This is a genomic window from Clostridium luticellarii, assembly GCF_002995845.1.
Lineage (GTDB): Bacteria > Bacillota > Clostridia > Clostridiales > Clostridiaceae > Clostridium_B > Clostridium_B luticellarii.
In genome coordinates this window covers 17,161-43,362 of sequence record NZ_PVXP01000025.1, presented here as the reverse complement: position 1 = coordinate 43,362, position 26,202 = coordinate 17,161, and the positions used below count along the sequence as shown (strand labels likewise).

Below are 26,202 nucleotides of genomic sequence, written 5' to 3'. Positions count from 1 at the left end.
ACTCTATACTATGTATTGATTTAATAAAATAGCATTTTTACTCACATATAAATTTTTAATTGAAATATTTTAAAGGGAGGTTTATTTTAGGCGTATTGCACCTAAAAAAGAAAATTTAAAATGTCATCAGAATCAAAATATGTAATAAAACCTATATATCAAAAAATAGCTATAGATATAGCTAACAGAATAATAATCGGGGATTTTTCAGTGGGAGATAAGCTTCGGGGAAGATCATCTCTTTCAAGTCATTATAACGTATCACCTGAAACCATTAGAAGAGCAATTATTCTTTTAAATGACATGGATATAGTTGAAGTAATAAAAGGCAGCGGTATTATTATTAAATCTGTAGATAATTGCCTGAAATTTGTAGAAAAATTCAAAGACATAGATTTCTTGAATTTATCAAAAAAAGAAATACTGAATTTGTTTGAGGAGAAAAATAAGCTGGAGAAAAAAATCAGGGAAAAGATAGACGAATTCACCGATTATTCCAACAGATTTATAAACAGCAATCCGTTTATGCCTTTTGAGTTCAAAATATATGAAGGACTTTGCATTATAGGAAAGAGCATATCCGAAAGTAAATTCTGGCAAAATACGGGGGCTACTGTAATAGGCATAAGAAGAGGGAAAAATCTGATACTTTCTCCAGGGCCTTATGCTGTATTTCAAGAAGGAGATGTAATATTGGCCATAGGAGAAGAGACCAGTTATTGCAAAGTTAAGAAATTTCTCTATGAAGACAGCAGAGAGTAGTTTGTTTTCTAATGGAATTCTAATGTTGAATTAATTTTTCTCTAATCGATAGAGTGTACTATATAGTCATAGTCTATAAAAATGAATTGGAGGAATCTAAAATGTCAACAATTACCATTGAAAAAATTGATCTCTTGAGAGAGAGGGCAAACGTAAGCTATAGGGAGGCTAAAGAGGCACTTGAAAAATGTGGTGGAGATGTAGTAGAGGCACTTTCACATCTTGAGGAAGAAAATAAGATCAAACCTGAGGAAAAGCCTTTTAAAACCTCTAGATTTATTGAGAAAATTAAGGATTTGATTTCCAAAGCCAATGAAATAAAAGTGGTGATTTCAAAAAACGGCAAAAACATATTGAATATACCGTCCACTCTGGCAATATTATTTATTGTGCTGGCATTACCTGCTGCAGTAGTATTTCTGGTTATTGCCCTGATTGCAGGATGCAGAATAAGACTTTGCAGGGAAAATGGGAAGGACCCCAGCATTAACAGCAAGATAGAAAAGGTTACAGACGCAGTTAACGGTGTTACGAATAAAATAAAAAAAGAATTTGCCGATGCTTAGGAAAAAAGACCTGCTTGTGGATTTCCATGAAGCAGGTCTTTTTTATGTATTTTTTAGTGTGTTCAAATTTAAGCAGGATCTCAAATGGTGTCAATTTGCAAAATGTGCTAAGATGATTATAAGTATCTGACTTTTCAGCTGAAAGGTGGTGGAAATATGAATAAAGGTGTTATTTTTGATCTGGATGGTACGCTGCTGAATACCATTGATGATATGGCAAATTCCATGAATTTTGTATTGAAGGCACATGGGTTTCCTGTACACGAGGTAGAAAAGTACAGGTACTTTGTAGGCAATGGTATGGGAAAAATGGTGGAAAGAGCACTGCCAGTAGAAACACATGATGATAAGATGATAAAATTCTGTTTGAAAGAATTTAGAAATGAATATAATAAAAGATGGCATGAATACACAAAACCATATGACGGCATAAATGAATTAGTGGACAAACTGCATTCCATGGGTATCAGTATCTCTGTGCTTTCTAATAAAGCCGACGATTTTGCCAGGCTAATAATAGATAAATTTTTTGGAAAGGAATGTTTTGATATTGTCCTTGGAGCAAGGAAGGGTATTCCTAAAAAACCAAGTCCGCAGGCAGCGCTGGAGATATCCGGAATTTTAAAGATTCATCCCCGGGAGTATCTTTATCTGGGGGATTCCGGTGTGGATATGAACACTGCTGTAAATGCGGGAATGTATCCCGTGGGGGCTGTCTGGGGTTTTAGAGAAGAGTCTGAATTATTGAAAAATGGCGCAAAAGTACTTCTCAAAAATCCTTTGGAATTGATTGAACTTATATGAGAGGAGAATTTTATGGCATCAAATTTTTATTCGGTAAAAATTGGTAGAGTTCCAGGAGTATACAATAGCTGGGAAGAATGTGAGAAACAGATCAGAGGTTTTTCGGGGGCTGTGTATAAAAAATTTAAGGATTATGATTCCGCGGTTGAATTTATAAGAGGGAGTAAAGTTGATGTATCACAGAATATGTCCGGGAAAGACGTACTCTATGCTTATGTGGATGGTTCTTATAATGACAGGGACAACATAGCAGGATATGGTGTGGTGATAGTTAAAAATGATACCGTGCTTTTTAAAGATCTGGGTGCTTTTAGAATCTCTGATATGATTGAAAGCAGAAATGTACTGGGAGAAGTAAGAGGAGCTTTAAAGGCTGTTGAACTGGCGCTGGCCAATGATTTTGCAGATATAGTTATTGTGTATGACTACAAGGGAATAGAGTGCTGGGCGACAGGAGAATGGAAGGCAAATAAAATTCTCACTAAAGATTATAGAGATTTTATGAAAAAGTATATGAAGAAAATAAATATAGGATTTAAAAAGGTCAAGGCCCACAGTGGAGAAGATAAATATAATGATTTAGCTGATTTATTGGCAAAGAAGGCTGTGGAGATATTATCATGAATATTTTCATTAAAAAGGTATTTGCTTTTGTAGAGCAAATACCTTTTTAAGTTTACAATACGATATATAAATACATATAACATAAATATATTATAATTTTATAATACATTTTATAATGTTTTGTTGAAAATGCAATATTAATGTACTATAATTACAATATACATAAATAATACATGAATTAATTATTGAATTCGCAATAAATGCATTTGAAAGCAGTACTGTAAGATATTTGAATTCAATTTATTTTAATTGATAAAACTTTATAAAAATTCAAATATACAAAAATAACTCAAAATTCTTAAGATTGGGGATAATATGTTGGAGAGGACTGAATCACAGAATTCTAAAATAAAGTCAAAGAACATAAAAATAATTTATTTTATTATAATTATGTTATTACCTGTATTGGCAATATTCATTTCTTTGGATGCGGGGAGATATCCTGTAACTATATCTCAATTCTTTAGTGTAATCTCATCAGACATCTTGAAAATAGATGCTTCAAAATATGGTACAATTAGAACCATTTTATTTAATGTAAGAATTCCTAGAATTTTGTGTGCACTTATGGTTGGAGCTGCTTTGTCTGTGTCTGGAGCTGCATATCAGGGATTATTTAAAAATCCAATGGTGTCACCGGATATACTTGGAGCTTCTGCTGGAGCAGGATTTGGTGCGGCATTTGCAATTCTTTTGTCTTTTGGAAACTTTGGTATACAGTTTTCAGCATTTTTGTTTGGAGTCGTGGCTGTTAGCGTAACTTATTTAATAAGCTCAATTATAGGGAAGGGCAGTAATGCGACATTGGTACTTGTACTTACTGGTATGGTGGTTTCAGCTCTTTTTTCATCTTTTATATCAATAACGAAATATGTAGCGGATCCATATGACAAGCTTCCTGCAATAACCTTCTATTTGATGGGGGGATTATCTTCTGTAACTATGAAAGATGTAAAAATATTGTCGATACCGCTCATTGTAGGAATTATACCTTTAATTTTATTACGATGGAAGCTCAATGTACTTTCTTTTGGAGATGAAGAGGCAAGGGCTCTGGGCGTTGATACTTCAAAAATGAGGATAATTACAATACTCTGTTCAACTTTAATTACTGCAGGAGCTGTATCAATCAGCGGGATGATTGGGTGGATAGGTCTGGTTATACCGCATATGGCCAGAATGTTTGTGGGACCGAATTTTAAAGTATTATTGCCTGCTTCTTTATTGATCGGAAGTACTTTCCTGTTATTGGTTGATGATGTGGCCCGATGTGCTTTTCCCATGGAAATACCCCTTGGAATTCTCACCTCTTTGATTGGAGCACCTTTTTTTATTTATCTTTTGATTAAGGGAAGGAGGGGATGGATTTGAAATTTCAGGAAGAAAAAATTAATATTTTAGCTCATATAGTTTGCCCTATGCAGAAAATTTTCAAGAGAAATCTTCGGGAAAAATTAAGTGAATATGAAAAATTGACAGGCAAAAAATTTAAATGTCATGTAGCTACAGGATGTGGGGGTGCTGATAGATATGATGATATCTGGAAAGTTAAAGATATACAAGATTTTCCCGATATTGTGGTTTCAGTTACGTTCGGAAATTTTTTCAGAAAAGAATTTTCGGAAAAATTTGTGGATGAGGGATGCTTTAAATCTGTACTTGGAGAAAAGATAAATAAAGATTTTATGAAATCCGGCTTGGAAGATCCTTATGGCAATTACAATGTATACTCTGTTTTTCCACTTGTGATGTTGGTAGATGAATATAAATTGGGCAATCTTCCGAGACCTAAAAAGTGGGGTGATCTTCTAAAACCTATATATAAAGATAATTTAATTATTTCAGGATCTGAAAACGGAATGGGAGAACTTCTTCCGCTGTATATATACAAGGACTATGGTAAAGAAGGTCTTGAGATGCTGGCGTGTAATGTAAAAGATGGATGGCATTCTTCAAAAATGTCTAAAATAGCTGGAACACTGAATAATGAAGGAGCTGCAATATATGTACTGTCCTGGTTTTTCGCAAAAATTTGTCCGAGAAAGGAACATGTATCCGTGATTTGGCCAGAAGATGGTGCAATTGCAGAACCTATATACATGCTTGTAAAAAAATCAAGAATATATGATATGAAAGAAATAATAAATTTTATTATAGGAAGTGATTATGGAAAAAAAAGTGCCTTGCATTATTTCCCTTCGGCAAATGCTTTGGTAGACAATGCTTTACCCCAAAATGCAATTTTTAAATGGGTGGGGTGGGAATACATAAAGAACAATGATATATACAACATCAAAGAATATGCCAGGAGAAAATTTATGGAATATTATAATTTGAAAAATAAAATTAAGGAGGTTTGATATTATGAAGAAAAAAATCAATACACAAATTGCAGTTGTTTTAGCTCTAGTATTTATTTTTACCATGCTTTCCGGGTGTGGAACTCAAGAAACATCTAAAATATCTGATGCCAGTTCAACAGAGAAGATAAGTTTAAAGGACATGGCAGACAGAAACGTTAAAGTCCCCCGAAATGTAAATAGAGTACTTTCGGTGTCGCCTGCTACTACAGCAACAATATATATGCTGGCTCCTGAAAAATTAATTGGGTGGAATATGAAGCTTTCAGATGACAATGCCAAGTATATATTGGATAAATACACAAAACTTCCTGTGGTAGGTTCCTGGTCTGGAAAAAACGATATAAACTATGAGACATATATATCTATGAAGCCAGATATAGTAATTGATAATTCTGAAAACAGTTCTATAACAAATGTGAGACAGCAAAAACTTGGAAACATACCTGTTGTAGTTGTACATGATCTTAATGCTGAAAATTTTGTACCTTATATTACTTTTATGGGAAAGCTTTTGGGTGCACAGGAAAAAGCAGACAAACTCGTATCCTTTTATAATAATGTGAAAAAGGAAGTAAGTAATAAGGTTTCAAATATACCGGACAATCAGAAGGTAAAAGTTTATTATGCAGAAAGCCCAAATGGACTTCAGACGGATTATGATTCAGGCCCGGAAGCTCTAAAAGGTTCTTATGCAGATCTTAAAAACAACCAGCACACTCAGCTTATATACCTTTGCGGAGGATTAAATGTTGCGAGGGGAACAGGAATAAACAATACCTCAGAAGTTTCCATGGAAAAAGTTGTGCAGTGGAATCCTGACGTTATAATAACAAATAATGAACAGTTCTATAAAAATGTATATTCAGATACCACATGGCAAAATATAAAAGCAGTTCAAAAGCATAGAATATATTTGACCCCAGCCAAGCCATACAGCTGGTTTGACAGACCACCAGGAATAAATACTATAATTGGAATACCCTGGACTGCGAAAATGTTATATCCAGATAAATTTAAAGATATGGATTTGAATAAACTTGCTAAAGAATTTTATTCACAATTTTATCATGTAAATCTTACTGACAGTGATTTAAATTCTCTGCTGAATAACAAATAATAGAATTTATTTAACGTGATAAAAATACGGTTATAGATTGAGGAGGAGATGTTTTATGGAAGAAATTAAAAGATCCAACATGAAACTTGATTTTTTAGGGAATGTGGTATGTCCTCTAAAATCAATTTTTTTGAAAGAACTTGAATTAAAAGTGGAGGAGTATAGAAAATCCACTGGCAGGATACTTAAATACCATATTCCCGGTGGATGTGGCAGAACTGATGAATATGATGATATATGGAAAATAGATTATGTAGACGAGCTCCCGGATTTAATTTTTTCAAAGGATCTTGGTCAATTTGTAAGTAAAGAGTTTATAGTTAAATTTATAAAAAAAGGATATTTTAAATCTCCCTTGGGCAAGAATGTTCATGAGGAATTTATTGATGCAGGATGTATTGATCCGGAGGGAGAGTATTGGATTTATTCGGTGGCACCTACTGTAATGCTGATTGACAAAATTAAGCTGGGTAACTTGCCTGAACCCAGAATCTGGAATGATTTACTGAAGCCGCAATATAAAAACAATATTATAATAGGCGGAAGATGTGGAAAAGTTTCAAGTATGTTATTGCCATATATTTACAAGGAAAGAGGAGAAGATGGCTTAAAGAGGCTTGCATCTAATGTGAAAGATGTATGGTCAGCTCCTGATATGGCAAAAGTTACTGGAATCAATAATAAAAAAGGAGCCGCCATCAATGTGATAAATTGGTCTTTTGCAAAATTGTGTCCTAATAGAGAAAGAGTATCAATTCTATGGCCCGAGGATGGAGCTGTAATATCACCTTTTTATATGCTCTCCAAAAAGTCAAAAATTGATGAGCTCAGTGTGATATTGGATATATTTCTGGGAAGTGAATATGGACAAAAAGCTGCAGATATGTTTTATCCTTCTGTCAATATAGAAGTGGACAATCATTTGCCGGAAAATGCGAAATTCAAATGGCTTGGCTGGGACTATGTCAAGAATAATGATTTTGAGAAAATAAAAGACGATTGTGATTTAATTTTTGAAAAATATTGGGAAAAGAGCAGGTGAAAAAAATGAAATTAATTACTGTCTCAGGACCTCCTTCCTCGGGCAAGACTTCCGTACTATTAAAAACTATAAATTACTTAAAATCTGAAAAATTAAAGGTAGGTGTAATAAAGTTTGACTGCCTTTCTACTTTTGACGATGTTTTGTATAAAAAAGCAGGAGTCTTAGTAAAAGTAGGACTTTCGGGAAATTTATGTCCAGATCATTTTTATATAAGCAATATTAATGATTGTGTAGAATGGGGATGTAAAAATAAATTGGATATATTGATAAGTGAAAGTGCAGGACTGTGTAACAGGTGTTCACCACATATAAAGGGTGTACTTGCTGTATGTGTGGTAGATAATCTTTCGGGAATAAATACACCCAAGAAGATAGGACCAATGCTTAAATTGGCGGATATTATAGTTGTAACTAAAGGCGATATTGTATCACAGGCAGAGAGAGAGGTTTTTTGTTTTAAAATAAAACAGTCAAATCCAAGGGCTTCTGTTTTTTGTATAAATGGCATAACAGGTCAGGGTGCATATGATTTTAGCAAAAGTTTAGGAAGTGCTCCGGAAATAAATACTCTGGAAGGAAGTACACTGAGATTTACCATGCCGTCGGCCTTATGTCCCTATTGTGTTGGTGAAAGAAAAATAGGCAGGGATTATGAGAGAGGAAATGTGAAAAAAATGAATTTTGAGGAAGTGGAATAATGAAAAGGAATGTTATATCAATTCCTATAAAAGACCTAGTAGAAAAGAACTCCTACATAGAAGATTTTTTTTCGTCCATTGGACTAAGAGACTATGATGATAGATACACTTTAGAACAATTAGTGGATTTACTCACAGATGAATTTATTGATGGATGCGGAATGGGAAGAGAAGAAATACTCACCCATTTTAAACTGTTTATTGAAAAGATGGAAGAACTGAAAGTCAAGTCGGAAAAATGTACAGAGAGTATAACTATTCTGGGAGGACATGATAAGCTTGGAAAGGAGGAAAATATAAGTATTACAGTAAAACCGGGAGAAATCATATCTTTAGTTGGTCCTACAGGATCTGGAAAGAGCAGGTTTCTTGCGGATATTGAGTGCATTGCCCAAAAAGATACTCAGACAGGAAGGCAGGTGCTTGTAAATGGAAAAACTCCTGATTTAGATGAACGTTTTTCTTTAGAAAATAAACTGGTGGCACAGCTTTCACAAAATATGAATTTCGTAATAGATTTAACTGTTGATGAATTTATTACGATGCATGCAGAAAGCAGAATGATAAATAATATAAAGGATACTGTTGGAACCATAATAAAATGTGCCAATGAACTTGCTGGTGAAAAATTTTCTCCTGATATGCCTGTTACACAATTAAGCGGCGGGCAGTCAAGGGCGCTTATGATTGCCGATACTGCACTTTTGAGTATATCTCCCATAGTTCTAATTGATGAGATAGAGAATGCTGGTATAGACCGTGAGAAAGCAATGGAATTACTTGTAAAAAAAGAAAAGATAGTCTTTATGTCAACTCACGATCCTCTATTGGCACTCATGGGAAATAAAAGAATTGCGATAAGAAACGGTGGTGTGAATAAAATAATTGAAACCAGCTCCAGAGAACGTGAAAATCTTGTAATGCTTAAAAAATTTGATACAAAAATGATGGAGCTTAGAAATATAATACGCAGAGGAGATATCGTAGATTTTGACATAGGTGAATATATGAAATTGTAAATTAAAATTGGAAAAGGGAGATATAAAAATGAAGAAAAAACTAAGAAGGAGAATCTTGAGTGTAATTACAGCCATAGGTATGAGCACTACTTTAGCCATTGGCTTCACAGCATGTGGTGGTAAAACTGTGTCCCAGACCAGCGGTAATACAGCAGGACAAAAAAATAATACACGGCAAGTAACTGATATGGCAGGCAGAAAAGTAAAAGTTCCTGATAAAGTTGACAAGGTTGCAAGTTTTGGAGGGCCCTCATATGAGATGGTCATGTTACTTGGACAGGAAAAAAAGATTGTACTAAGTATGCCGATAAGTTCTAAGTGGGCTGCAAAAGTTTATCCTGATGTTAAAAAAATTTCTGCAACAACTTCATTTGCAGATCCTAATGTAGAGGATCTCATAAATAAAAAGATAGATGTTGTATTTTTCTGGGATACACCAAAACCTTTAAACAAGATGACGAGTTCAGGGATTCCGGTGGTAGTCACTCAGAAATCTACAGGCAACCCGGACAGTGCAGCATCCTTTCAAAAATATATTAAGCAGGAAGTTAAAGTATTTGGACAAGTATTTGGAGAAGATGCAGTCAAAGCGGCAGATGAGTGGTGTGCATATTTTGATAAAAAGGTTAAATATGTAACATCAAGGACATCTAAGTTATCTGAAGCTGAAAAACCAAAAGTTTATTACGTTAGGGGTCCTGATGCTCTTAGCAGCCATGGACGTAATTCATATACGGAGTGGTATGTGGAAATGGCGGGAGGTGTACTTGTAACCAAGGATTCTAAGCAGGAAATGATGACAAAACCAACTATGGAGGAAGTATTGAAGTGGAATCCAGATGTTATTTTTATGGGACGTGTTGACAATACCAAATTGATTTTAAATGATCCAAAATGGAGTGATGTTAAAGCAGTAAAGGATAATAAAGTCTATGTTAACCCAGAGGGTGTGGCTGTTTGGGATTACAGTAGCGAGGGAGTTTTGCTCTTGGAATATATAGCAAAGGTACTTCATCCAGATTTGTTCAAGGATCTTGATATGAGAAAGGAAATTAAAGAGTATTATTCGAAATTCTACCATTATAATTTGACTGATAATGAAGCCGATAGAATTTTACAGCATTTACCTCCAGAATCATAGTTTTATATAAATTGACAAATCTATTTGTAATTTATAGGTAATTATAAAATATATAAAAATTGGAGTAAAAAAACTATGGATAAAATTGATTCAAAAATATGTATTAAGGATCTAATCGAAAAATATCCTTTAGTAATAGATATTTTTAAGATGTATGGTTTTGATATAAGAGACCCAAAAGATGCATTAGATAAATTTGGAGAAAAAACTATGCTTCAAACCATTTTAAAGGTTAAAAATTTGAATATACCATTGTTTTTAGACATTGTTGAAAATAAAATTGATGAAAAGGAAGAAATGAGTGATTTTTACATTAAAACCATATCTGATGAAACTAATTTAAATCTATTTGGCTGTGTCCCATGCCCCATAAAACTTGTTTTTAAGCAAAATTTAGAAAGACTTATTTATAAATATAAAGAGTATACGGGGAAATTGCTAAAATGTTATATACCCTGTGGACACAGTAAAAATGAGAAATATTCATCTATGTGGAAGATAAAAAATATTGATGAATTTCCAGATATACTTATTTCTTTTGGATTTGAAAATTATTTCAACATAGAATTTTTTCATAATTTAGTTGAAAAAAGGTATTTTAAATCCGTCTGGGAAGGTACAAATATAAACAGCAATTTTTCAAATCTTGGGTGTGTGGATAATGACGGAGGATATACAATCTATTCTGTTTCTCCATATATTTTGCTTGTAGACAAGAAAAAACTTGGAGGTTTTAAAGTACCTAAAAGATGGAGCGATTTATTTAAAGATGAATATAGAAATAATATCATTGTTGAAGGGGGACCGAAGTCTGTTTCAGCGGCAGTACTCCATTATATATACAAGGATTATGGAGAAAAAGGATTAAAGATGCTTGCTCATAATGTAAAAGATATTTGGGATGCAGCCAAAATGGCTAAAATAGCTGGAATGTCAGGAAATAAAGGTGCTGCTGTTTATATAATACCCTGGTTTTTTGCAAAATGCTGCGGGAGGCATGATGAAGATATTATTATTATATGGCCTGAGGATGGGGCCTTCATATATCCTTTATACATGATGATAAAAAGATCAAAGTGGACAGAATTTCATGAAATTGTGAAATTGATTACAGGAAAAAATTTTGGAAACCAATGTGCAAAGGGGTGCTGTCCATCACTTAATCCATATGTTAATAACAGATTGCCTGAAAATTCATCTTTTAGATGGATAGGATGGGAGTATATCAGAAAAAATGATTTTCAAAAAATAAGGGAGCTAGCGAATTCTATTTTTATGGAAACTTGGATGAACAATAAATAGAAATGTGAAAAACATATGCTGTATATTTACAATTTAATTGGTGCGAAATTTTTAAATAAAATTTATAATGTTCACAGATAGTTTATAAATATGACATTAAGTTGTAACAAATACTATATATAATGATAAGTGTTCCAAGAAAATATCATAAAGAAAATAAAAATAGTAAACCCCCAAAATCATTTAATCAAATGGTGTCTGTGGTTGCAGGGTACCGTAAATTTAAGTGCAACTGCCATGATATAGTATATAAATTGTACCCCTTTAAATTTTGAAAATAAGTACCCTATAGTGGGTACTTATTTTCTGTGTATTTTTTGAAACTTATCTAATACCTTTTTACTGCTATTGCAGATCTTATTTTATTGATATTTTCCAATGTTGTATCCAATCTCTTTAAAGCCACTCCCACGAACAGACAATCAACCAGTATTAGGGATGTAATTCTAGATTCCATGGCCTGACTTCTTATCATTGATTCTTTCCCATAGGATGTCAGTATTACATCTGAAATTTTTTGCAGCGGAGATTTATTGTTGCTGGTTATAGAAATGATTTTGGCACCGTTTTTTCTACCCATTTTTATAGAATCAATTAAATCCTTGTTGCTTCCTGAAGTGGAAAATGCAAATATTACGTCATTATTTCTCACCATGGAAGCATGCATGATCTGCCAATGGGAATCACAGTTGCAAACACAGGGTATTCCTGTCCTTATAAATTCGTGATATGCATCTAAGGCAACGGACCAAGATCCTCCCATCCCAAAAAACATCAGTTCTTTTGCATTTAGTATTAAATCAACAGCTCTCTCCATTTCGGAACTTTCATTTTCACTTATGGTTTTTTTTATACTGTATGTACTGGAATTCATAACTTTTTGCATTATTATATACATGTCATCGTTTGTCTTAATGCCTTCAAATATGTTTTCAACCGGTTTTACTATGGTACTGGCCAAATTTATTTTAAGGTCCTGATAACCTTTATATCCAAGTTTATTACAAAGTCTAAAAATTGTGGTTTCACTTGCTTTACTCTCATAAGCAAATTCAGTAATAGATAAATGGATAATACTTTCAGGATTTTCGAGAATGTATTGAGCTGCTTTTTTTTCTGCTTTTTTCAAACTGCCATAAGTATCTCTTATTCTCATTAGACAATCGTTGTTCTCTATATTATCCATAGCTACCTCCTTTTCAATTGATAAATTATATGAGTTTATGACAACACCACTTATTATAACATAAATATTAACATTATAATAAATTTTATCAAGTAATTTTTAGGCTTAGAATTTATATTCTTATTTTAAACTTCGAACTTATTTTTTATATAAATTGTCTATTTATAATTGTGAATTGGATAGAAAATGATAGGTACTGAGAAAAAACAAGAAAAATATCAAATGAAAAAAATATTTTTCTTATTGATTATTTTTTATTACATGATATAATAATTATGAAAATATTTTTTGCATAATATATTTAAAAGGAAGGAATTGGTGTATATGAAAGCAGCTGTATATGGTGGAATTGGGAAAATAGAAATTAAAGATATTGAAAAACCTAAGATTGAGCAGGGAACAGTGCTTATCAAGGTCAAAACATGTGCTATTTGTGGAGGGGATTTGAGAACTTTTAGATTTGGACATAAGGCTATAAAACCTCCTATAGTTCTAGGACATGAAATTGCAGGAGAAATTGTTGAAGTTGCATCAGATGTGAAAAAATATAGTGTGGGTCAGCGTGTAATCGTTGCACCGGCTATAGGATGCGGTTCCTGTTCCTATTGTCTTTCTGGCTGGCAGAATATGTGTTATCATCGTACTACTATTGCACATCATTATAATGGCGGTTTTGAGGAATATATGCTTGTACCTGCGGCTGCAATTAAAGCAGGTAATATAAACTATATTCCTGATGAAGTCACATATCTGGAAGCATCTCTTGCAGAACCGCTGGCCTGCGTTTTAAATGCACAGGAAGTAATAGATGTAAAATTAGGAAATACAGTAGCTGTAATAGGTGCCGGACCTATAGGGTGTATGCATGCGGAAGTTGCAAGAGCAAAGGGGGCAGGTAAAGTCTTCATAATAAACAGAAGTGAAAAGCGACTGGAATCCACAAAAAAATTTGGATTTGATGAATATATATGCTCAGGCAAAACAGATGCAGTAAAAGAAGTAATGAATTTGACAGATGGATTAGGTGCCAATGTGGTAATTGTCACTGCAGGTTCTGCAGAAGCTGAAAAAATGGGAATAAATATGGCAAGTAAAATGGGCAAAGTATGTTTCTTTGCTGGACTGCCCAAAGATCAGCCAACAGTGGAGCTTGATTCAAACCTTCTGCATTATAGGCAAATTACTGTTTATGGTACTTTTTCATCGGCACCGAGGCACAATGCCCTTGCATTGGAAATGATAAGAAGTGGAAAAGTTTCAGCCAGGGATATACTGACTCATGTTGTAACGCTTGATAAAATAGTCGATGGCATGAAACTTGTGAAAAATAGAGATGCATTACGTGTAAGTGTAACGCCTTGTATAGATGAAATAGGGGATGAATTTAAAAAGCTTCCGGGAGTAAAGGTCGTTAAATAATTTTGTATGTCTTCATGGGGGGAAATATATGTGCTGTTTAGTTGGTATAGATGTGGGAACTACAAACTGCAAAGCGGTAGCTTATGACGTAAATGGAGAAATGAAAGCCTTTGCAAAACATAAAACTGAAACTTATTATCTGGGAAACAATTGGTCGGAATTTGATCCAGGTCAGTTGTGGAGTGCAGTTCAAGATATATTGAAAGAACTTTCCAGACAGTTGAAGGGTGAAAAAATTGATGGAATTGCAGTTGCAAGTATGGGAGCAGCAGGGGTGCTTCTGGATGAAAATGATAATTGGATTCACCGTTCCATAACCTGGTTTGATACCAGGACCAAAGAAGTTGCCAATTGGTGGAAGAATACCTTTGGTGATGAAAAGGTGTATTCCATAACGGGGTTTGTGCCTAATCCCATGGCAGGAATAACGAAAATACAGTGGATAAGGAAAAGGAATCCCGAAAAATTCAAGTCAGTAAAACATTGGCTTTCCATGCAGGATTATATTGCGTATAGACTTACGGGAAAAGCTTGTGTGGACTATTCCATAGGGTGCCGCACAATGGCTTTTGATTTGGAGAATAAATGTTGGTCAAAGGAAATTCTGGACCATGCGGATATTCCTATGGAAATGTGTTCGAATTTAAAACCCTCAGGAGAATTATTGGGAAGAGTAACCAAGGAAGCATCTGTACTTACAGGCATTGAAGCTGATACTCCAGTGTATACGGGAGGCATGGACTATGTGTGCGGTGCATTTGCTTCAGGGTTATGTGAAAGTGGTGAAGTTTTAAGTGCTGTTGGCACAAGTGAACAGATTTTAATGGTAACAGATAATCCTGTAAATGATATGAAACATATCAGTACTAATTTCACCTGTGTCAATTATGTAGTCAATAATAAATATTATATTGCAGGACAGGTTATTTCATCCGGTGTGATTCTGGATTGGTTTCATAAAGAAATAGCAAGGGAAGATGTGACAAAAATGATTTCCGAAGCTCAGCAGTCAACTATAGGAGCAAATGGAGTTATAATGCTTCCTCATTTTCGGGGGAAATATGTGCCGGGCGCGGATCCGTTTTCAAGAGGTGCTTTTGTTGGCCTTACAACTTCACATACAAGGGGTGACATTGTCAGGTCTATTTTGGAGGGATTGTGCTATGAATCCACTGTTATAATAGAAAAACTGGAGGAAGTAACCCACAACAAAATAAATCGTATACATGTAGTGGGCGGAGCTGTGAATTCCTCATTCTGGATGCAGCTTAAAGCTGATATATTGGGTAAACCTGTTATCTGTATGGAAGTACCTGAAGAAGTCACATTAGGTGCGGCGATGCTTGCGGGGCTAGGCAGTGGAATATATAAGAGCCCATCTGATGCAATAGAGAAAACCCGTAAAAAGGAAACCATATATGAGCCGGATCCCGGACGTCATAGAAAATATCATCTCATAATGGATGAAGTTTATAAAAAAGTATATCTGGCATTAAAAGAAACAAATTATAGTATAAATCGTATTTTGAAAAAAATAAATTAATTCGGAGGAGGAATAAAAATGAAATTTCTTGTTATAGGTGATCCTATGTTATCATCAAAAACTTTAAGTGCTGCGGTACATGAGATATTTGGAAGTAATGCTGAGGTAAAAGAGGTAAATTGGAAGCCTAAGAGTGAAGAAGAATTCTGGTATTTGAGAAGTCAGGTTGAAAAGTTAGGGCCTGGGGCAGGTAAACCACCTGAAGAATTGAATGAAGCAGTTGAAGATGCAGATGTAATTGTAACTCATCATACACCTGTAAGTGAAAAACTGATAAATGCAAGCAATGCATCCTATATAGGTGTCTGCAGAGGTGGAGTTGAGAATGTTGATGTGAAAGCTGCAGCTAAAAAGGGCATCAAGGTCATGAGAACTATGGGACGAAATGCAGAAGCTGTTTCAGATTTTACTATAGCACTTATGCTGGCACAATTGCGTAATGTTGCGAAAGGTCATGAAGCACTTATTAAAGGAGAATGGAAGAAAAAATATGCAAATTCAGGTTTCATGGGCGATATGGCAGGTAAGACAGTGGGGTTGATTGGATTTGGATATATCGGAAAACTAGTTGCAAAAAAATTATCCGGATTTGATGTTAATTTGATAGTCTATGATCCTTTTATAAATGAAGATGTGTTAAAAGAATACAATGCAAAAGTAGCCTCTTTGGAAGAGTTATGCAGCCAGTCGGATATAATAAGTATCCATGCAAGACTCAGCCAGGAGACTAAAGGGCTTATAGGGAAAAAAGAGATTTCCAGCATGAAGTCCACTGCATATCTGGTTAATACAGCCAGGGCAGGCTTGATTGACGAAGCTGCACTTATGGATGCACTGGAAAATCATAAAATTGGAGGGGCAGCCTTAGATGTGTTTTGGACTGAACCGCTGCAAGAGGATCATCCGCTGCATAAAATGGATAATGTAACAATTACCCCGCATCTTGCTGGCGCAACCAATGATACTTTCAATAAAACTCCATACTTATTGTTAAGAGAATTAAAAAAATATTTGGATACTCATGAAGAATCAAAGTGGTTTATCAAATAAATTTAAATGAATTTGAGGTGTTCTAATGGATATAGGATTAATCGGACTTGGAAAAATGGGATATAATATAGCATTGAATATGAAAGACCATGGGCATAATGTAGTTGCTTATGATTGTGATGCTCAGAAAGTTAGAGAGGGTGAAAAAGATGGTTTCACCGGTGCCTATAGTGTAGAGAAACTGGTGAAGAAATTTCAGGGGAGAAAAATCATATGGCTTATGGTACCTGCAGGAAAACCGGTAGACGATACGATAGATGCTCTTTTACCTGTATTAAATGAGAATGACATAATAATAGATGGTGGTAATTCACATTACAGGGATACCTTGGGAAGATATGAAAAAATAAAATCAAAAGGGATAGATTTTGTAGATGTTGGAACCAGCGGAGGAATAGAAGGTGCAAGGCATGGAGCATGTACTATGGTAGGTGCCCAGGATGAAGTCTTCAAATATATTGAGCCTCTTATAAAGGATATAAGTGTTGAAAATGGATATTTGCATACGGGGACAAATGGAACGGGTCATTTTGTGAAAATGGTGCACAATGGTATAGAGTATGGAATGCTTGAAGCTATTGGGGAAGGATTTGAAGTGCTTGAAAGAAGTCAGTTTCAGCTTGATTTTAAGAAAATAGCTAAAGTATGGAATCATGGTTCTGTTATACGGGGATGGCTTATGGAATTGATGGAAAATGTATTTAAAAAAGATCCAAAGCTTGATGATATAAAAGGTGTAATTCACTCCAATGGAGAAGGCCTGTGGACGGTTCAAGAGGCATTGAAACTCAATATAGCAATACCTGTTATTGCAGAGTCCCTATTTACAAGGTTTCGTTCAGAAAAAGACGATACATTTACAGGAAAAGTTATTGCCGCACTTAGAAATGAATTTGGCGGCCATAAAGTTGAAAAAAGTAATAATTAGATAAAAAAATTTTTATGTTCGAGGGCTATTTTAAAACACATTTTTATAGCCCTCAAAGTACAATAAAAATAATTTTTATACTTGAAAAAAATAAGGAAATAGTATAATATATAAGAAGAAAATATTTTTTATATATTATTATAAAAAATATTTAAATAAAAAATAAAAAAATTTTTTTAAAGAGGTGGTTATATAGTTATTGAGTGAATATCAGGATTGATGGTATGTAAATAATTAAAAAAAATGGGTTTATAGGGGGAATTGAATCATGCCTTTGTTTATAGTTGCTTTTGGAATACTTGTATTGCTAATACTTATGATGAAATTTAAAGTGGATGCATTTGTTTCACTTATACTTGTCTCAATAATGGTGGGAATAATGGAAGGAATGCCATTGCCTACAGTAGCTGTTTCTATTGAAAAAGGGGTAGGTTCCACATTGGGAAGTCTTGCGTTGTTATTAGGGTTTGGTGCTATGCTTGGAAAGCTTATGACTGATTGTGGCGGAGCACAGAAAATAGCATTGACACTTATAAATAAATTAGGTAAGAAAAGGGTCCAATGGGCAATTCTGTTAACTGGTTTTATAGTTGGTCTTGCCATGTTCTATGAGGTGGGCTTTGTACTTTTGATACCATTGGTATTTACAATTGCTGTAGAAGCGGATTTACCTATCCTCTATGTAGGAATTCCAATGGCCATATCGCTTTCTGTTACTCATGGCTTTTTACCTCCACATCCAGGGGCTACTGCTATAGCTACTGTGTATGGAGCCGATTTGGGAAAGACCCTGATATATGGAATTATAATAGCAATACCTACTGCAATAATTGCAGGGCCTGTTTTTGCAAAGTTTATAAAATCTGATAAAAAAGTAAAGGATATTCCTACTCATTTATTTGAAGTAAAGGATTTCAAAGAAGAAGAAATGCCTGGATTTATAACAAGTGTATTTACAGCTTTAGCACCGGTAATACTAATGGCATTAAATGCGGTTGTAAAGCTTACCACGCTTAAAGATACCGTTTTCGCCAAATTCACTGGATTCTTTGGAGAGCCTACCATTGCACTTTTAGTTTCTCTTTTAATTGCAATATATACTTTTGGTATAAGAAGAAATAAGAAAATGTCCGATATTATGACAAGTGCGGAAGGCTCTATAAAAACCATAGCTGTCATAATGCTTGTAATAGCAGGAGGAGGAGCATTTAAACAGATATTGATAGATAGCGGAGTAGCTGGATACATAAAGATTTTGATGAGCGGCAGCACTATTTCACCACTTGTTATGGCATGGCTTATAGCAGTTGTGATAAGGCTTGCGGTAGGATCGGCTACTGTTGCTGGAATGACTGCAGCAGGCATGGTACTGCCTATTCTGACTTCAACCCATGCAAGCCCTGAGCTTATGGCTCTTGCAACAGGAGCAGGAAGTCTGATATTTTCACATTTAAATGATGCAGGCTTCTGGATGGTTAAAGAATTTTTCGGATTGACAGTTCCTGAAACCTTGAAAACCTGGTCAGTAGCTGAAACCATACTTTCTGTATGTGGACTCATAGGAGTTCTGCTTGTGAATATAGTTGTTGGTTAAAAATAGTACAAGCTGTAAGGTGACTGGGAAAACTATACTGGTTGAGAAATGAATTGTACGGAAAGAAGATTTTAAAAATTGAGAAGGTGTAGTTATTTTGGGTAGAAAAGCTTATTTAGGGATTGATATTGGAACTAGCGGGATAAGGTGTAATATTTTTGATATAGAAGGTAATCAAATCGGCTTCGACTATATGGAATATCCTACAATTTGTACAGAAAAGGGTATGCTTGAATTAGAGCCCAACAACGTGTTTAAATCACTTTTAGAGGTAGTTGGAAATTCTATTGCAAAATGCAGTATATCAAGCGGAGATATAAGATCTATTGGAATTAGTTCCCAAATGCATAGTTTCCTTGCCGTTGACAAAGATGGAAACAATCTCACCAATGTTATCACCTGGGGAGATACCAGATCCATGGATGAGGCAAAATTTATAGAACAAAACTATGATTGCGGCATTCTGTACAGAAAGACTGGATGCAGGGTTCAGCATCCCATGTATCCTCTCAGCAATATATTGTGGGTTAAAAACAAGATGAAGGAGCTCTTCAAAAATACTTATAAATTTGTCACCATAAAAGAATTCATAGTTTTTAAATTAAGCGGTGAATTTGTAATTGATGTTACTGATGCTTCCGCTACAGGATGTCTTAATATAAATAATTTCAAGTGGGATAGGGACATTTTAAAAGATATTCTTAAAATAAATGAGGACAAATTTGGAGCAGTGAAGGAATGTACTTATATGGTGAAAGGAATAAAAAAGAAATATGCCGGGAGAATGGGCATAAAAACCAATACGCCTCTGGTTATAGGTTCTGGGGATGGCATAATGGCAAATATAGGCTGTGGAGGATTTGATGATACCTCCATGTCCTGTACAATTGGTACAAGCGGTGCACTTAGAATTGCCGTAGATAAGCCTCTTTTTGACGAACAGGGAAGAACATGGTGTTATTGTTTTACTAAAGATAAATGGATTTCAGGAGGAGCTATAAATAACGGTGGAATAGTTCTCAAATATTTCAGAAATCAGTTTAGAGAACAATTTGAAAAAGAAGCTTTAAGAGCCGGGTATGAGGATATATATGATCTTTTCAGTTATTATGCTTCACAAATAAATCCGGGAAGTGATGGGCTGACATTTTTACCCTTTTTAACAGGAGAGAGGGCTCCAGGGTGGAATGCAGATGCAACTGGAACTCTGCTTGGACTTAGATTTATGCATAGTAAGAAGCATATTATAAGGGCGGGTATGGAGAGTGTAATTTACAACATGTATTCAATATATAAAATGATAGAGAAAATAGACGGCAATGTTGAGCAGATAATTGCAAATGGTGGATATGCGAATTCTGATGTATGGCTTCAAATTCAGGCTGATATTTTTAATAAAGAAATAGCTGTTGCGGGAGTGAAGGAGGCTTCTGTTCTTGGAGCCGCATATACGGGAATGGTGTCTGTAGGTGATGTGAAAAATTTTAAACAGCCTGTTTCTAGAATGAAACCGCTTAAGGTAATAAAGCCAAAAGAAAAAAATGTTGTACTATACAGGGAAATGTACAGTGAATTTTTAGATAATTATTCGGCTATTCTGGGAAAAAAATTATTTTGATTTAAAATTATGAATATGAAAAGGGGTAATAGATTATGTCAAAAATATTAATTACGCCGAGATCTTTTGGAAAACATAGTAAGAAACCATTTGAACTACTTGAGAAACAAGGATATGAGCTTATTGTAAATCCTTATGGAAGAATACTTACTGAACAAGAAATGATTGAAGAAATAAAAGGTGTAGATGGAGTTATTGTAGGTGTAGACCCATTAAATGAAAAGGTGCTCAAGAATGCAAAAAAATTGAAAGTTATATCGAAATATGGTGTTGGAACAGATAACATAGATCTAAAGTATTCAGAAAGAAATAACATTGCTGTCACTGTAACGAAAGGGGCGAATTCTGAATCTGTTGCAGACTATGCGTTTACACTTATGCTTGCAGCTGCAAGAAAACTTGTTCCTATAGATAGAGAGTGTAGAAAATTGAACTGGAATAAAATTACCAGCATAGGTATGTCCGAAAAAACCTTGGGATTGCTTGGACTTGGCAATATAGGGAAACAAGTTGTAAAAAGAGCACGGGGATTCGGAATGAAGGTTCTGGCTTATGATGTATACAAAGATGAAAGTTTTGCATTTGAAAATAATGTGGAATACATGACAGTAGAGGAAATCTTAAAAAAATCAGATTTTATAAGCCTTCATCTTCCGTTAACAGATGAAACTAAATATATAATTGGTGAAAAGGAATTGAATATGATGAAGGAGAATTCAGTAATAGTAAATACCGCAAGAGGTGGATTGATAGACGAAAATGCATTATATAATGCATTGAGGAACAAGAAAATCTGGGGAGCAGGTGTGGATGTATTTGAAAAAGAACCTCCAGAAAATAAAAAACTTTTGGAACTAGATAATATTGTTCTAGGATCACATTGTGCGGCATCTACTGTTGAGGCCATAGATAATATGGGAACAATGGCAGCAAAGAATATCATAGATTATGTTAAATAAGGAGGACTGAAAGATGAAAAGAATTAATGCTGTATTGAAATTAGAGGAACAAGGAGTTGTAGCAGTAATAAGGGCTGATTCCAAGGAGCAAGGTTTAAAAATAGTAAATGCCGTAAAAAAGGGCGGTATAAAAATGCTTGAGATTACCATGACGGTACCTGGTGCAATAGATATAATAAAAGAACTTGCTGAATATTATAAAGAGGAAGATGTGATAATAGGAGCAGGAACTGTACTGGATGCGGAAACTGCAAGAGCGTGTATACTGGCGGGGGCACAGTACATAGTGAGTCCTTATTTTAACGAGGAAGTAGTTAAGCTTTGTAACAGGTATCGTATTTTGGTGATGCCGGGAGCTATGACTGTAAAAGAAGCGATTAAAGGACTTGAAGCCGGAGCTGAAATAATAAAGGTATTTCCAGGAAGTGCTTTTGGGCCTAAAATAATAAAGGCTTTTAAGGGACCTATACCTCAGGGAAATTTTATGCCTACAGGTGGAGTGAATCTGAAAAATGTAAGAGAATGGATAAGTGCAGGTGCTATAGCAGTGGGTACAGGTGGAGATTTGACAAAAGGTGCTGGAACTGGAGACTATGCTCTGGTAACTGAAACTGCCAGGAAGTTTGTAAAAGCAGTAAGAGAGGCAAAGGAAAGAAAGTAAACTTTTATTATGAAGTTTTATTAGCAGAAGATGCATATCTGAATTTTATTACAAAATTCAGATATGCATCTTCTGCTTTGAAAAAATTTGATTGTATTCATTGAAATTTTGATATTTAAGTTTTACTATTCTTCTTCCTGTTCTTCCAGGAGCAAATCACAAAATTTTGAAACAAGTCTTATGTTCTTATTATTACATTTATTTAGCTTTTTAGCTATTTCATCCTTTAAATATTCATTAGAAGTGTATATTGAATCTAATAGTATAAAGTCAGGAGTTACATTAAGGGAATTACAAATTTTCAGCAAAGTGTCAATACTCGGTATAGAACGGTTTCTTTCAATATTACTTATATAATTATTTGAGAGACCGGTCATTTCAGCTAACTGCTCCTGGGTAATTTTTTTCTTCTTTCTAGTTAGTTTAATACGATTGCCCATTTTTTTATAATCTATTTTCATCTGCATCACCTATTTTGACTCTAGCTATTTTTGGTAAAACATATAACAAATTACAAGTATAAAATACACTTGTAATTGTAGTAAAATATGTGTATACTATAAAATATATTACATATTTAAACATAAAGTGATATAATATGAAAAATAAAAGCAAAATTATCGAATTTGTGCGTATAATTGATAAATATTTTGTTGAATAATAAAATTATGTATTAGTATTCACTATATGACAAAATATATACGCTTCATTGCCATCCTTTTTACTATAATTGATTTTATTGAAATATTGTTAATAATGATAATAATTTTACATGAGTAGGTGAATTAATTGTCGATAGAAGAACAAAAGAATTTTATATTGGGTAGCATTAACAGGGTTATAGTAAAGTGGAATATGGACAGTAACGAATTTGTAGTGCCTAAATTGTGGGAAAATATGACAGGATATGCTGTACCCAAAAAAATTAATTTCTTTAGACAGCTAAGAAAAATTATTTGTCCGGATGATATAGAAAAATTTGACAGAACTTTGAAAGAAAATATATATGATGGAGTTAACTATTTTGAATGTGAATATAAAATTAAAACCAAGTCAGGAAAAATAAAATGGATACTTCAGAAAAGCAGGATTTTTGTCGATAATAAAAAATGTAGATTGATGATAAATTGTATTTTAGATGTCACCAATAAAAAGATATATGAATCCGAGATAAGGTATCTGGCATATTATGACAGTGTGACTGATGTTCCCAATAAGCTATCTATGACAATTAAACTAAATAATTTTTTAAGTAGTGCAGATAAATATGGCAAGAAAAATTTAGCACTTTTTTATATTTGCATATATAATTTTGAAAAAATAAAAGATATATACAGAGAAGATTTTGAAGAAGCTCTGCTAAAAAAAGTATCCGACATATTTAAGGATAATTTGGATAATGAAGTGCTGTGCAAGGTAGAGGAGAGCAAATTTGCCATTATAGATTACAGCTGTGGAAGTGTTGAGAAAGCAAAATTGAAGGCAGAATATCTTCTGAGTTTATTTAATAAAATAATAGAGATTAATGGAGAAAGAGTATTCATGGCATTGAATATTGGGATTTCTGTTTGCACCGATGATGTTTCAAACAGCCATAGGATAATGAAAAATGCAGATATAGCTCTCATAAACGCCAAAAAACTTGGGAAAAATCAATATGAACTCTATGATGGAGAAATGAATGCGGAAATTGTGGAGAGAGTGAAAATTGAAAATGATCTGGCAAGGGCCATAGCAAATAAAGAGTTTATTCTCTATTATCAGCCTCAAGTTGACATCAGCAGAATGAAAATCTGTGGACTGGAGGCATTGATAAGGTGGAATCATAATGGTTCCATAAGGCTTCCTTCCTACTTCATAGATATTGCAGAACAAAACGGAATGATAAATGAAATAGGTAAATTTGTGTTGTATGAGGCTTTTATGCAGATTAAAAAATGTGATGATTTAGGATATAAACAACTTTACATGTCTGTAAATATATCGGAAAAGCAGCTTAGACAAAACTCATTCCTTGATTTTGTAAATTATGCCTTAAAGAGCACCGGGATAAGATCAAATCGCATCTGTTTTGAAATTACTGAGAGAATATTAATTGATATATCCGAAAAAATACTGAATGTACTTTTTAAAATAAAGGATATGGGAATAAAAATATTTATAGATGATTTTGGGACAAAATATTCTTCATTAAATTATTTAAAGGATTTACCCATTGATGGTATTAAAATAGATAAATCTTTTGTTTATAATATACAAAGCGATGGAAAAAGTAGAGTAATTTTAAAGAATATTGTGAATTTGGCTAAAGATCTGAATATTGAAGTGATAGCAGAGGGGGTAGAGACAGATGGACAATTAAGATTTTTGGAAAGTATTGAGTGCAGTAGGGTGCAGGGATATGTATTTAGCAGACCAATAAATTCTGAAAAGCTAATTGAGAACTTAGAAAATTCATATGCGATTTGGGATAATATTAATGAATTATACAATAAGGAGAATTGATATGAAATTTTTAAAAAACATGAGAATGAGAACAAAGCTGTCATTGAGTTTTGGTATTTTTGTTGTGATAATTGCCGCTATCGGTGTCATAGGAATGCTTTCATTTCCCTATAAGGATATTGTTACTACTATTTTAATTATAGTTGGAATTATATTTGCAGTAATATTTCAGTTCTTTATACCAGGAGATATAGATAAATCTATAGTAAAAATGGTGAATTTGGCAGAAAATTTGTCCGAATTTAATTTGGCCTGTGATCATGAGAATGATAGGGATGATGAATTTGGAAAGGCATTTAAGGCTATGGGAAAAGCTCAGGAGAATCTGAGAAATTTTGTGAAAGAAATTGAGGAAAATTTTCAGAATATGAACAGTTCAAGTCAGGAACTTTCTGCTGTGGCTGAAGAATTATCTGCTAAGGTTGAGAATATAGACAGCTCCATTGCCGGTGTGGCAACTGGTATTGAAGGTAACAGTGCGGCCGCAGAAGAGATAACCGCTTCTGTGGAGGAAGTGGATTCTAGCATAAATGAACTTTCTCAAAAAGCACTGGAAGGAAGTAATAATGCAAACAGCTTTAAAAAGAGAGCTTCAGCTGCAAAGAAAAATGGAGAGGATGCCATAAAGGAGTCCCAAGAATTGTATGAAAGTAAAGCAAATAATGTAGTTAAAGCCATAGAGGACGGCAAAGTAGTGGAGAACATAAAAGCTATGGCAGATACTATTGCAAGTATAGCTGAGCAGACCAATCTTCTGGCGCTGAACGCTTCCATAGAGTCAGCCAGGGCAGGAGAGCAGGGAAAAGGATTTGCAGTGGTGGCGGATGAAGTGGGAAAGTTGGCAGAGCAGTCTTCAAAAGCGGTAGTTGGGATTCAGGATACTATAGTAAAGGTTCAGGAAGCTTTTAAAAACCTTGCACAGTGCAGTGAGGATGTGTTGAAATTTATAAATGAAAATGTGAACAGAAAATTTGAAAATTTTCAGGAACTGGGAAGCAAGTACTATGAGGATTCAGAGTTTTTAAGTAAAATGTCCGATGAAATGGCATCCACGTCAGAAGAACTTGCGGCAACCATAAATCAGGTAAGTGAAGCCGTTCAAAATGTGGCAAATACATCGCAGGAATCTTCCGCTCATGTAGAATCGGTAAAGTCCAGTGTAGATGAGACTACAAAAGCAATAGAACAGGTGGCATTTTCTGCACAGACCCAGGCAGAGCTTGCACAGAAATTGAATAAAATGTTATCAAAATTCGAAATATAATGGAGCTGGGATTATTATCAGTACAAGGTAGTAC

23 protein-coding genes and 1 pseudogene are annotated in these 26,202 nt (G+C 34.2%); 22 read left to right on the top strand and 2 right to left on the bottom strand.

All coding sequences use genetic code 11. The annotated features are described in order from the left end of the window. Positions 1-120: 120 nt before the first annotated feature. The 12 genes from CLLU_RS09865 to CLLU_RS09810 all read left to right on the top strand — a co-directional run bounded on the left by CLLU_RS09865 (position 121) and on the right by CLLU_RS09810 (position 11,441). The gene (locus CLLU_RS09865) at positions 121-762 is read left to right on the top strand and encodes a GntR family transcriptional regulator (RefSeq protein ID WP_106009576.1); all 642 of its coding nucleotides are present in this window, start codon (positions 121-123) and stop codon (positions 760-762) included. A 101-nt stretch (positions 763-863) separates the two neighbouring features. Continuing rightward, complete coding sequence (locus CLLU_RS09860) at positions 864-1,328, top strand: DUF4342 domain-containing protein (RefSeq protein WP_106009575.1); 465 nt, start codon at positions 864-866, stop codon at positions 1,326-1,328. Between the two features lie 156 nt (positions 1,329-1,484). Next, positions 1,485-2,132 (top strand): HAD family hydrolase, encoded by a 648-nt coding sequence (locus CLLU_RS09855; protein WP_106009574.1) that lies wholly within the window; start codon positions 1,485-1,487, stop codon positions 2,130-2,132. A 12-nt stretch (positions 2,133-2,144) separates the two neighbouring features. Further along, complete coding sequence (locus tag CLLU_RS09850) at positions 2,145-2,756, top strand: ribonuclease H1 domain-containing protein (RefSeq protein WP_106009573.1); 612 nt, start codon at positions 2,145-2,147, stop codon at positions 2,754-2,756. 315 nt (positions 2,757-3,071) lie between these two features. Next, positions 3,072-4,127 (top strand): FecCD family ABC transporter permease, encoded by a 1,056-nt coding sequence (locus CLLU_RS09845; RefSeq protein WP_106009572.1) that lies wholly within the window; start codon positions 3,072-3,074, stop codon positions 4,125-4,127. After that, a complete protein-coding gene (locus tag CLLU_RS09840) occupies positions 4,124-5,116 on the top strand; it encodes an ABC transporter substrate-binding protein (RefSeq protein ID WP_242977543.1) in 993 nt (330 codons plus the stop codon). The genes CLLU_RS09845 and CLLU_RS09840 overlap by 4 nt, the downstream gene beginning before the upstream one ends. Before the next feature lie 4 nt (positions 5,117-5,120). Continuing rightward, positions 5,121-6,236, top strand: a complete 1,116-nt coding sequence (locus CLLU_RS09835) for an ABC transporter substrate-binding protein (protein ID WP_106009570.1) — start codon at positions 5,121-5,123, stop codon at positions 6,234-6,236. Positions 6,237-6,291: 55 nt separating this feature from the next. Next, on the top strand, positions 6,292-7,278 hold the full coding sequence (locus CLLU_RS09830; RefSeq protein WP_106009569.1) for an ABC transporter substrate-binding protein: 987 nt from the start codon (positions 6,292-6,294) through the stop codon (positions 7,276-7,278). A gap of 5 nt (positions 7,279-7,283) precedes the next feature. After that, positions 7,284-7,979 (top strand): GTP-binding protein, encoded by a 696-nt coding sequence (locus CLLU_RS09825; RefSeq protein ID WP_106009568.1) that lies wholly within the window; start codon positions 7,284-7,286, stop codon positions 7,977-7,979. Continuing rightward, positions 7,979-8,998: an ATP-binding cassette domain-containing protein gene (locus CLLU_RS09820; RefSeq protein WP_106009567.1), complete on the top strand. Its 1,020-nt coding sequence runs from the start codon at positions 7,979-7,981 to the stop codon at positions 8,996-8,998. The genes CLLU_RS09825 and CLLU_RS09820 overlap by 1 nt, the downstream gene beginning before the upstream one ends. Positions 8,999-9,026: 28 nt before the next feature. Further along, positions 9,027-10,139 carry an ABC transporter substrate-binding protein gene (locus CLLU_RS09815; RefSeq protein WP_106009566.1) on the top strand — a complete coding sequence of 371 codons (1,113 nt, stop codon included), beginning with the start codon at positions 9,027-9,029 and terminating at the stop codon, positions 10,137-10,139. Positions 10,140-10,214: 75 nt separating this feature from the next. Further along, entirely contained in the window at positions 10,215-11,441 is a 1,227-nt protein-coding gene (locus CLLU_RS09810) for an ABC transporter substrate-binding protein (protein ID WP_106009565.1), read from the top strand. Positions 11,442-11,769: 328 nt separating this feature from the next. Here the strand turns inward: CLLU_RS09810 and CLLU_RS09805 are convergent, their stop codons facing one another. Then, the gene (locus CLLU_RS09805) at positions 11,770-12,627 is read right to left on the bottom strand and encodes a MurR/RpiR family transcriptional regulator (RefSeq protein WP_106009564.1); all 858 of its coding nucleotides are present in this window, start codon (positions 12,625-12,627) and stop codon (positions 11,770-11,772) included. A gap of 324 nt (positions 12,628-12,951) precedes the next feature. On the opposite strand from CLLU_RS09805, the gene CLLU_RS09800 reads away from it, so the two are divergent. The 8 genes from CLLU_RS09800 (at position 12,952) to CLLU_RS09765 (ending at position 22,399) form a co-directional block, all read left to right on the top strand. Further along, entirely contained in the window at positions 12,952-14,046 is a 1,095-nt protein-coding gene (locus CLLU_RS09800; RefSeq protein WP_106009563.1) for a zinc-dependent dehydrogenase, read from the top strand. A 28-nt stretch (positions 14,047-14,074) separates the two neighbouring features. Continuing rightward, complete coding sequence (locus tag CLLU_RS09795; RefSeq protein ID WP_106009562.1) at positions 14,075-15,589, top strand: FGGY-family carbohydrate kinase; 1,515 nt, start codon at positions 14,075-14,077, stop codon at positions 15,587-15,589. 18 nt (positions 15,590-15,607) lie between these two features. Beyond that, the gene (locus tag CLLU_RS09790; protein WP_106009561.1) at positions 15,608-16,639 is read left to right on the top strand and encodes a 2-hydroxyacid dehydrogenase; all 1,032 of its coding nucleotides are present in this window, start codon (positions 15,608-15,610) and stop codon (positions 16,637-16,639) included. 25 nt (positions 16,640-16,664) lie between these two features. Then, complete coding sequence (gnd, locus tag CLLU_RS09785; protein WP_106009560.1) at positions 16,665-17,567, top strand: phosphogluconate dehydrogenase (NAD(+)-dependent, decarboxylating); 903 nt, start codon at positions 16,665-16,667, stop codon at positions 17,565-17,567. 268 nt (positions 17,568-17,835) lie between these two features. Beyond that, on the top strand, positions 17,836-19,161 hold the full coding sequence (locus CLLU_RS09780; protein WP_106009559.1) for a gluconate:H+ symporter: 1,326 nt from the start codon (positions 17,836-17,838) through the stop codon (positions 19,159-19,161). 97 nt (positions 19,162-19,258) lie between these two features. Beyond that, the gene (locus CLLU_RS09775; protein ID WP_106009558.1) at positions 19,259-20,779 is read left to right on the top strand and encodes a gluconokinase; all 1,521 of its coding nucleotides are present in this window, start codon (positions 19,259-19,261) and stop codon (positions 20,777-20,779) included. Between the two features lie 35 nt (positions 20,780-20,814). Continuing rightward, complete coding sequence (locus CLLU_RS09770; protein ID WP_106009557.1) at positions 20,815-21,738, top strand: phosphoglycerate dehydrogenase; 924 nt, start codon at positions 20,815-20,817, stop codon at positions 21,736-21,738. A 13-nt stretch (positions 21,739-21,751) separates the two neighbouring features. Further along, a complete protein-coding gene (locus tag CLLU_RS09765; RefSeq protein WP_106009556.1) occupies positions 21,752-22,399 on the top strand; it encodes a bifunctional 4-hydroxy-2-oxoglutarate aldolase/2-dehydro-3-deoxy-phosphogluconate aldolase in 648 nt (215 codons plus the stop codon). A gap of 125 nt (positions 22,400-22,524) precedes the next feature. Here the strand turns inward: CLLU_RS09765 and CLLU_RS09760 are convergent, their stop codons facing one another. Beyond that, entirely contained in the window at positions 22,525-22,860 is a 336-nt protein-coding gene (locus CLLU_RS09760; RefSeq protein ID WP_106009555.1) for a helix-turn-helix domain-containing protein, read from the bottom strand. A gap of 328 nt (positions 22,861-23,188) precedes the next feature. Between CLLU_RS09760 and CLLU_RS09755 the strand changes: the two genes are divergently transcribed. Both CLLU_RS09755 and CLLU_RS09750 read left to right on the top strand, forming a co-directional pair. Then, positions 23,189-24,904: a bifunctional diguanylate cyclase/phosphodiesterase gene (locus CLLU_RS09755; protein WP_106009554.1), complete on the top strand. Its 1,716-nt coding sequence runs from the start codon at positions 23,189-23,191 to the stop codon at positions 24,902-24,904. Between the two features lie 421 nt (positions 24,905-25,325). Continuing rightward, positions 25,326-26,168 (top strand): annotated as a pseudogene (locus CLLU_RS09750) (methyl-accepting chemotaxis protein); the annotation flags it as partial. Positions 26,169-26,202 lie beyond the last annotated feature (34 nt).

Excerpts from the sequence above, each read along its gene's own strand:
- CLLU_RS09865 (WP_106009576.1), top strand. The coding sequence starts at position 121 with ATGTCATCAGAATCAAAATATGTAATAAAACCTATATATCAAAAAATA.
- CLLU_RS09860 (WP_106009575.1), top strand. The coding sequence starts at position 864 with ATGTCAACAATTACCATTGAAAAAATTGATCTCTTGAGAGAGAGGGCA.
- CLLU_RS09855 (WP_106009574.1), top strand. The coding sequence starts at position 1,485 with ATGAATAAAGGTGTTATTTTTGATCTGGATGGTACGCTGCTGAATACC.
- CLLU_RS09850 (WP_106009573.1), top strand. The coding sequence starts at position 2,145 with ATGGCATCAAATTTTTATTCGGTAAAAATTGGTAGAGTTCCAGGAGTA.
- CLLU_RS09845 (WP_106009572.1), top strand. The coding sequence starts at position 3,072 with ATGTTGGAGAGGACTGAATCACAGAATTCTAAAATAAAGTCAAAGAAC.
- CLLU_RS09835 (WP_106009570.1), top strand. The coding sequence starts at position 5,121 with ATGAAGAAAAAAATCAATACACAAATTGCAGTTGTTTTAGCTCTAGTA.
- CLLU_RS09830 (WP_106009569.1), top strand. The coding sequence starts at position 6,292 with ATGGAAGAAATTAAAAGATCCAACATGAAACTTGATTTTTTAGGGAAT.
- CLLU_RS09825 (WP_106009568.1), top strand. The coding sequence starts at position 7,284 with ATGAAATTAATTACTGTCTCAGGACCTCCTTCCTCGGGCAAGACTTCC.
- CLLU_RS09820 (WP_106009567.1), top strand. The coding sequence starts at position 7,979 with ATGAAAAGGAATGTTATATCAATTCCTATAAAAGACCTAGTAGAAAAG.
- CLLU_RS09815 (WP_106009566.1), top strand. The coding sequence starts at position 9,027 with ATGAAGAAAAAACTAAGAAGGAGAATCTTGAGTGTAATTACAGCCATA.
- CLLU_RS09810 (WP_106009565.1), top strand. The coding sequence starts at position 10,215 with ATGGATAAAATTGATTCAAAAATATGTATTAAGGATCTAATCGAAAAA.
- CLLU_RS09805 (WP_106009564.1), bottom strand. The coding sequence starts at position 12,627 with ATGGATAATATAGAGAACAACGATTGTCTAATGAGAATAAGAGATACT.
- CLLU_RS09800 (WP_106009563.1), top strand. The coding sequence starts at position 12,952 with ATGAAAGCAGCTGTATATGGTGGAATTGGGAAAATAGAAATTAAAGAT.
- CLLU_RS09795 (WP_106009562.1), top strand. The coding sequence starts at position 14,075 with ATGTGCTGTTTAGTTGGTATAGATGTGGGAACTACAAACTGCAAAGCG.
- CLLU_RS09790 (WP_106009561.1), top strand. The coding sequence starts at position 15,608 with ATGAAATTTCTTGTTATAGGTGATCCTATGTTATCATCAAAAACTTTA.
- gnd (WP_106009560.1), top strand. The coding sequence starts at position 16,665 with ATGGATATAGGATTAATCGGACTTGGAAAAATGGGATATAATATAGCA.
- CLLU_RS09780 (WP_106009559.1), top strand. The coding sequence starts at position 17,836 with ATGCCTTTGTTTATAGTTGCTTTTGGAATACTTGTATTGCTAATACTT.
- CLLU_RS09770 (WP_106009557.1), top strand. The coding sequence starts at position 20,815 with ATGTCAAAAATATTAATTACGCCGAGATCTTTTGGAAAACATAGTAAG.
- CLLU_RS09765 (WP_106009556.1), top strand. The coding sequence starts at position 21,752 with ATGAAAAGAATTAATGCTGTATTGAAATTAGAGGAACAAGGAGTTGTA.
- CLLU_RS09760 (WP_106009555.1), bottom strand. The coding sequence starts at position 22,860 with ATGAAAATAGATTATAAAAAAATGGGCAATCGTATTAAACTAACTAGA.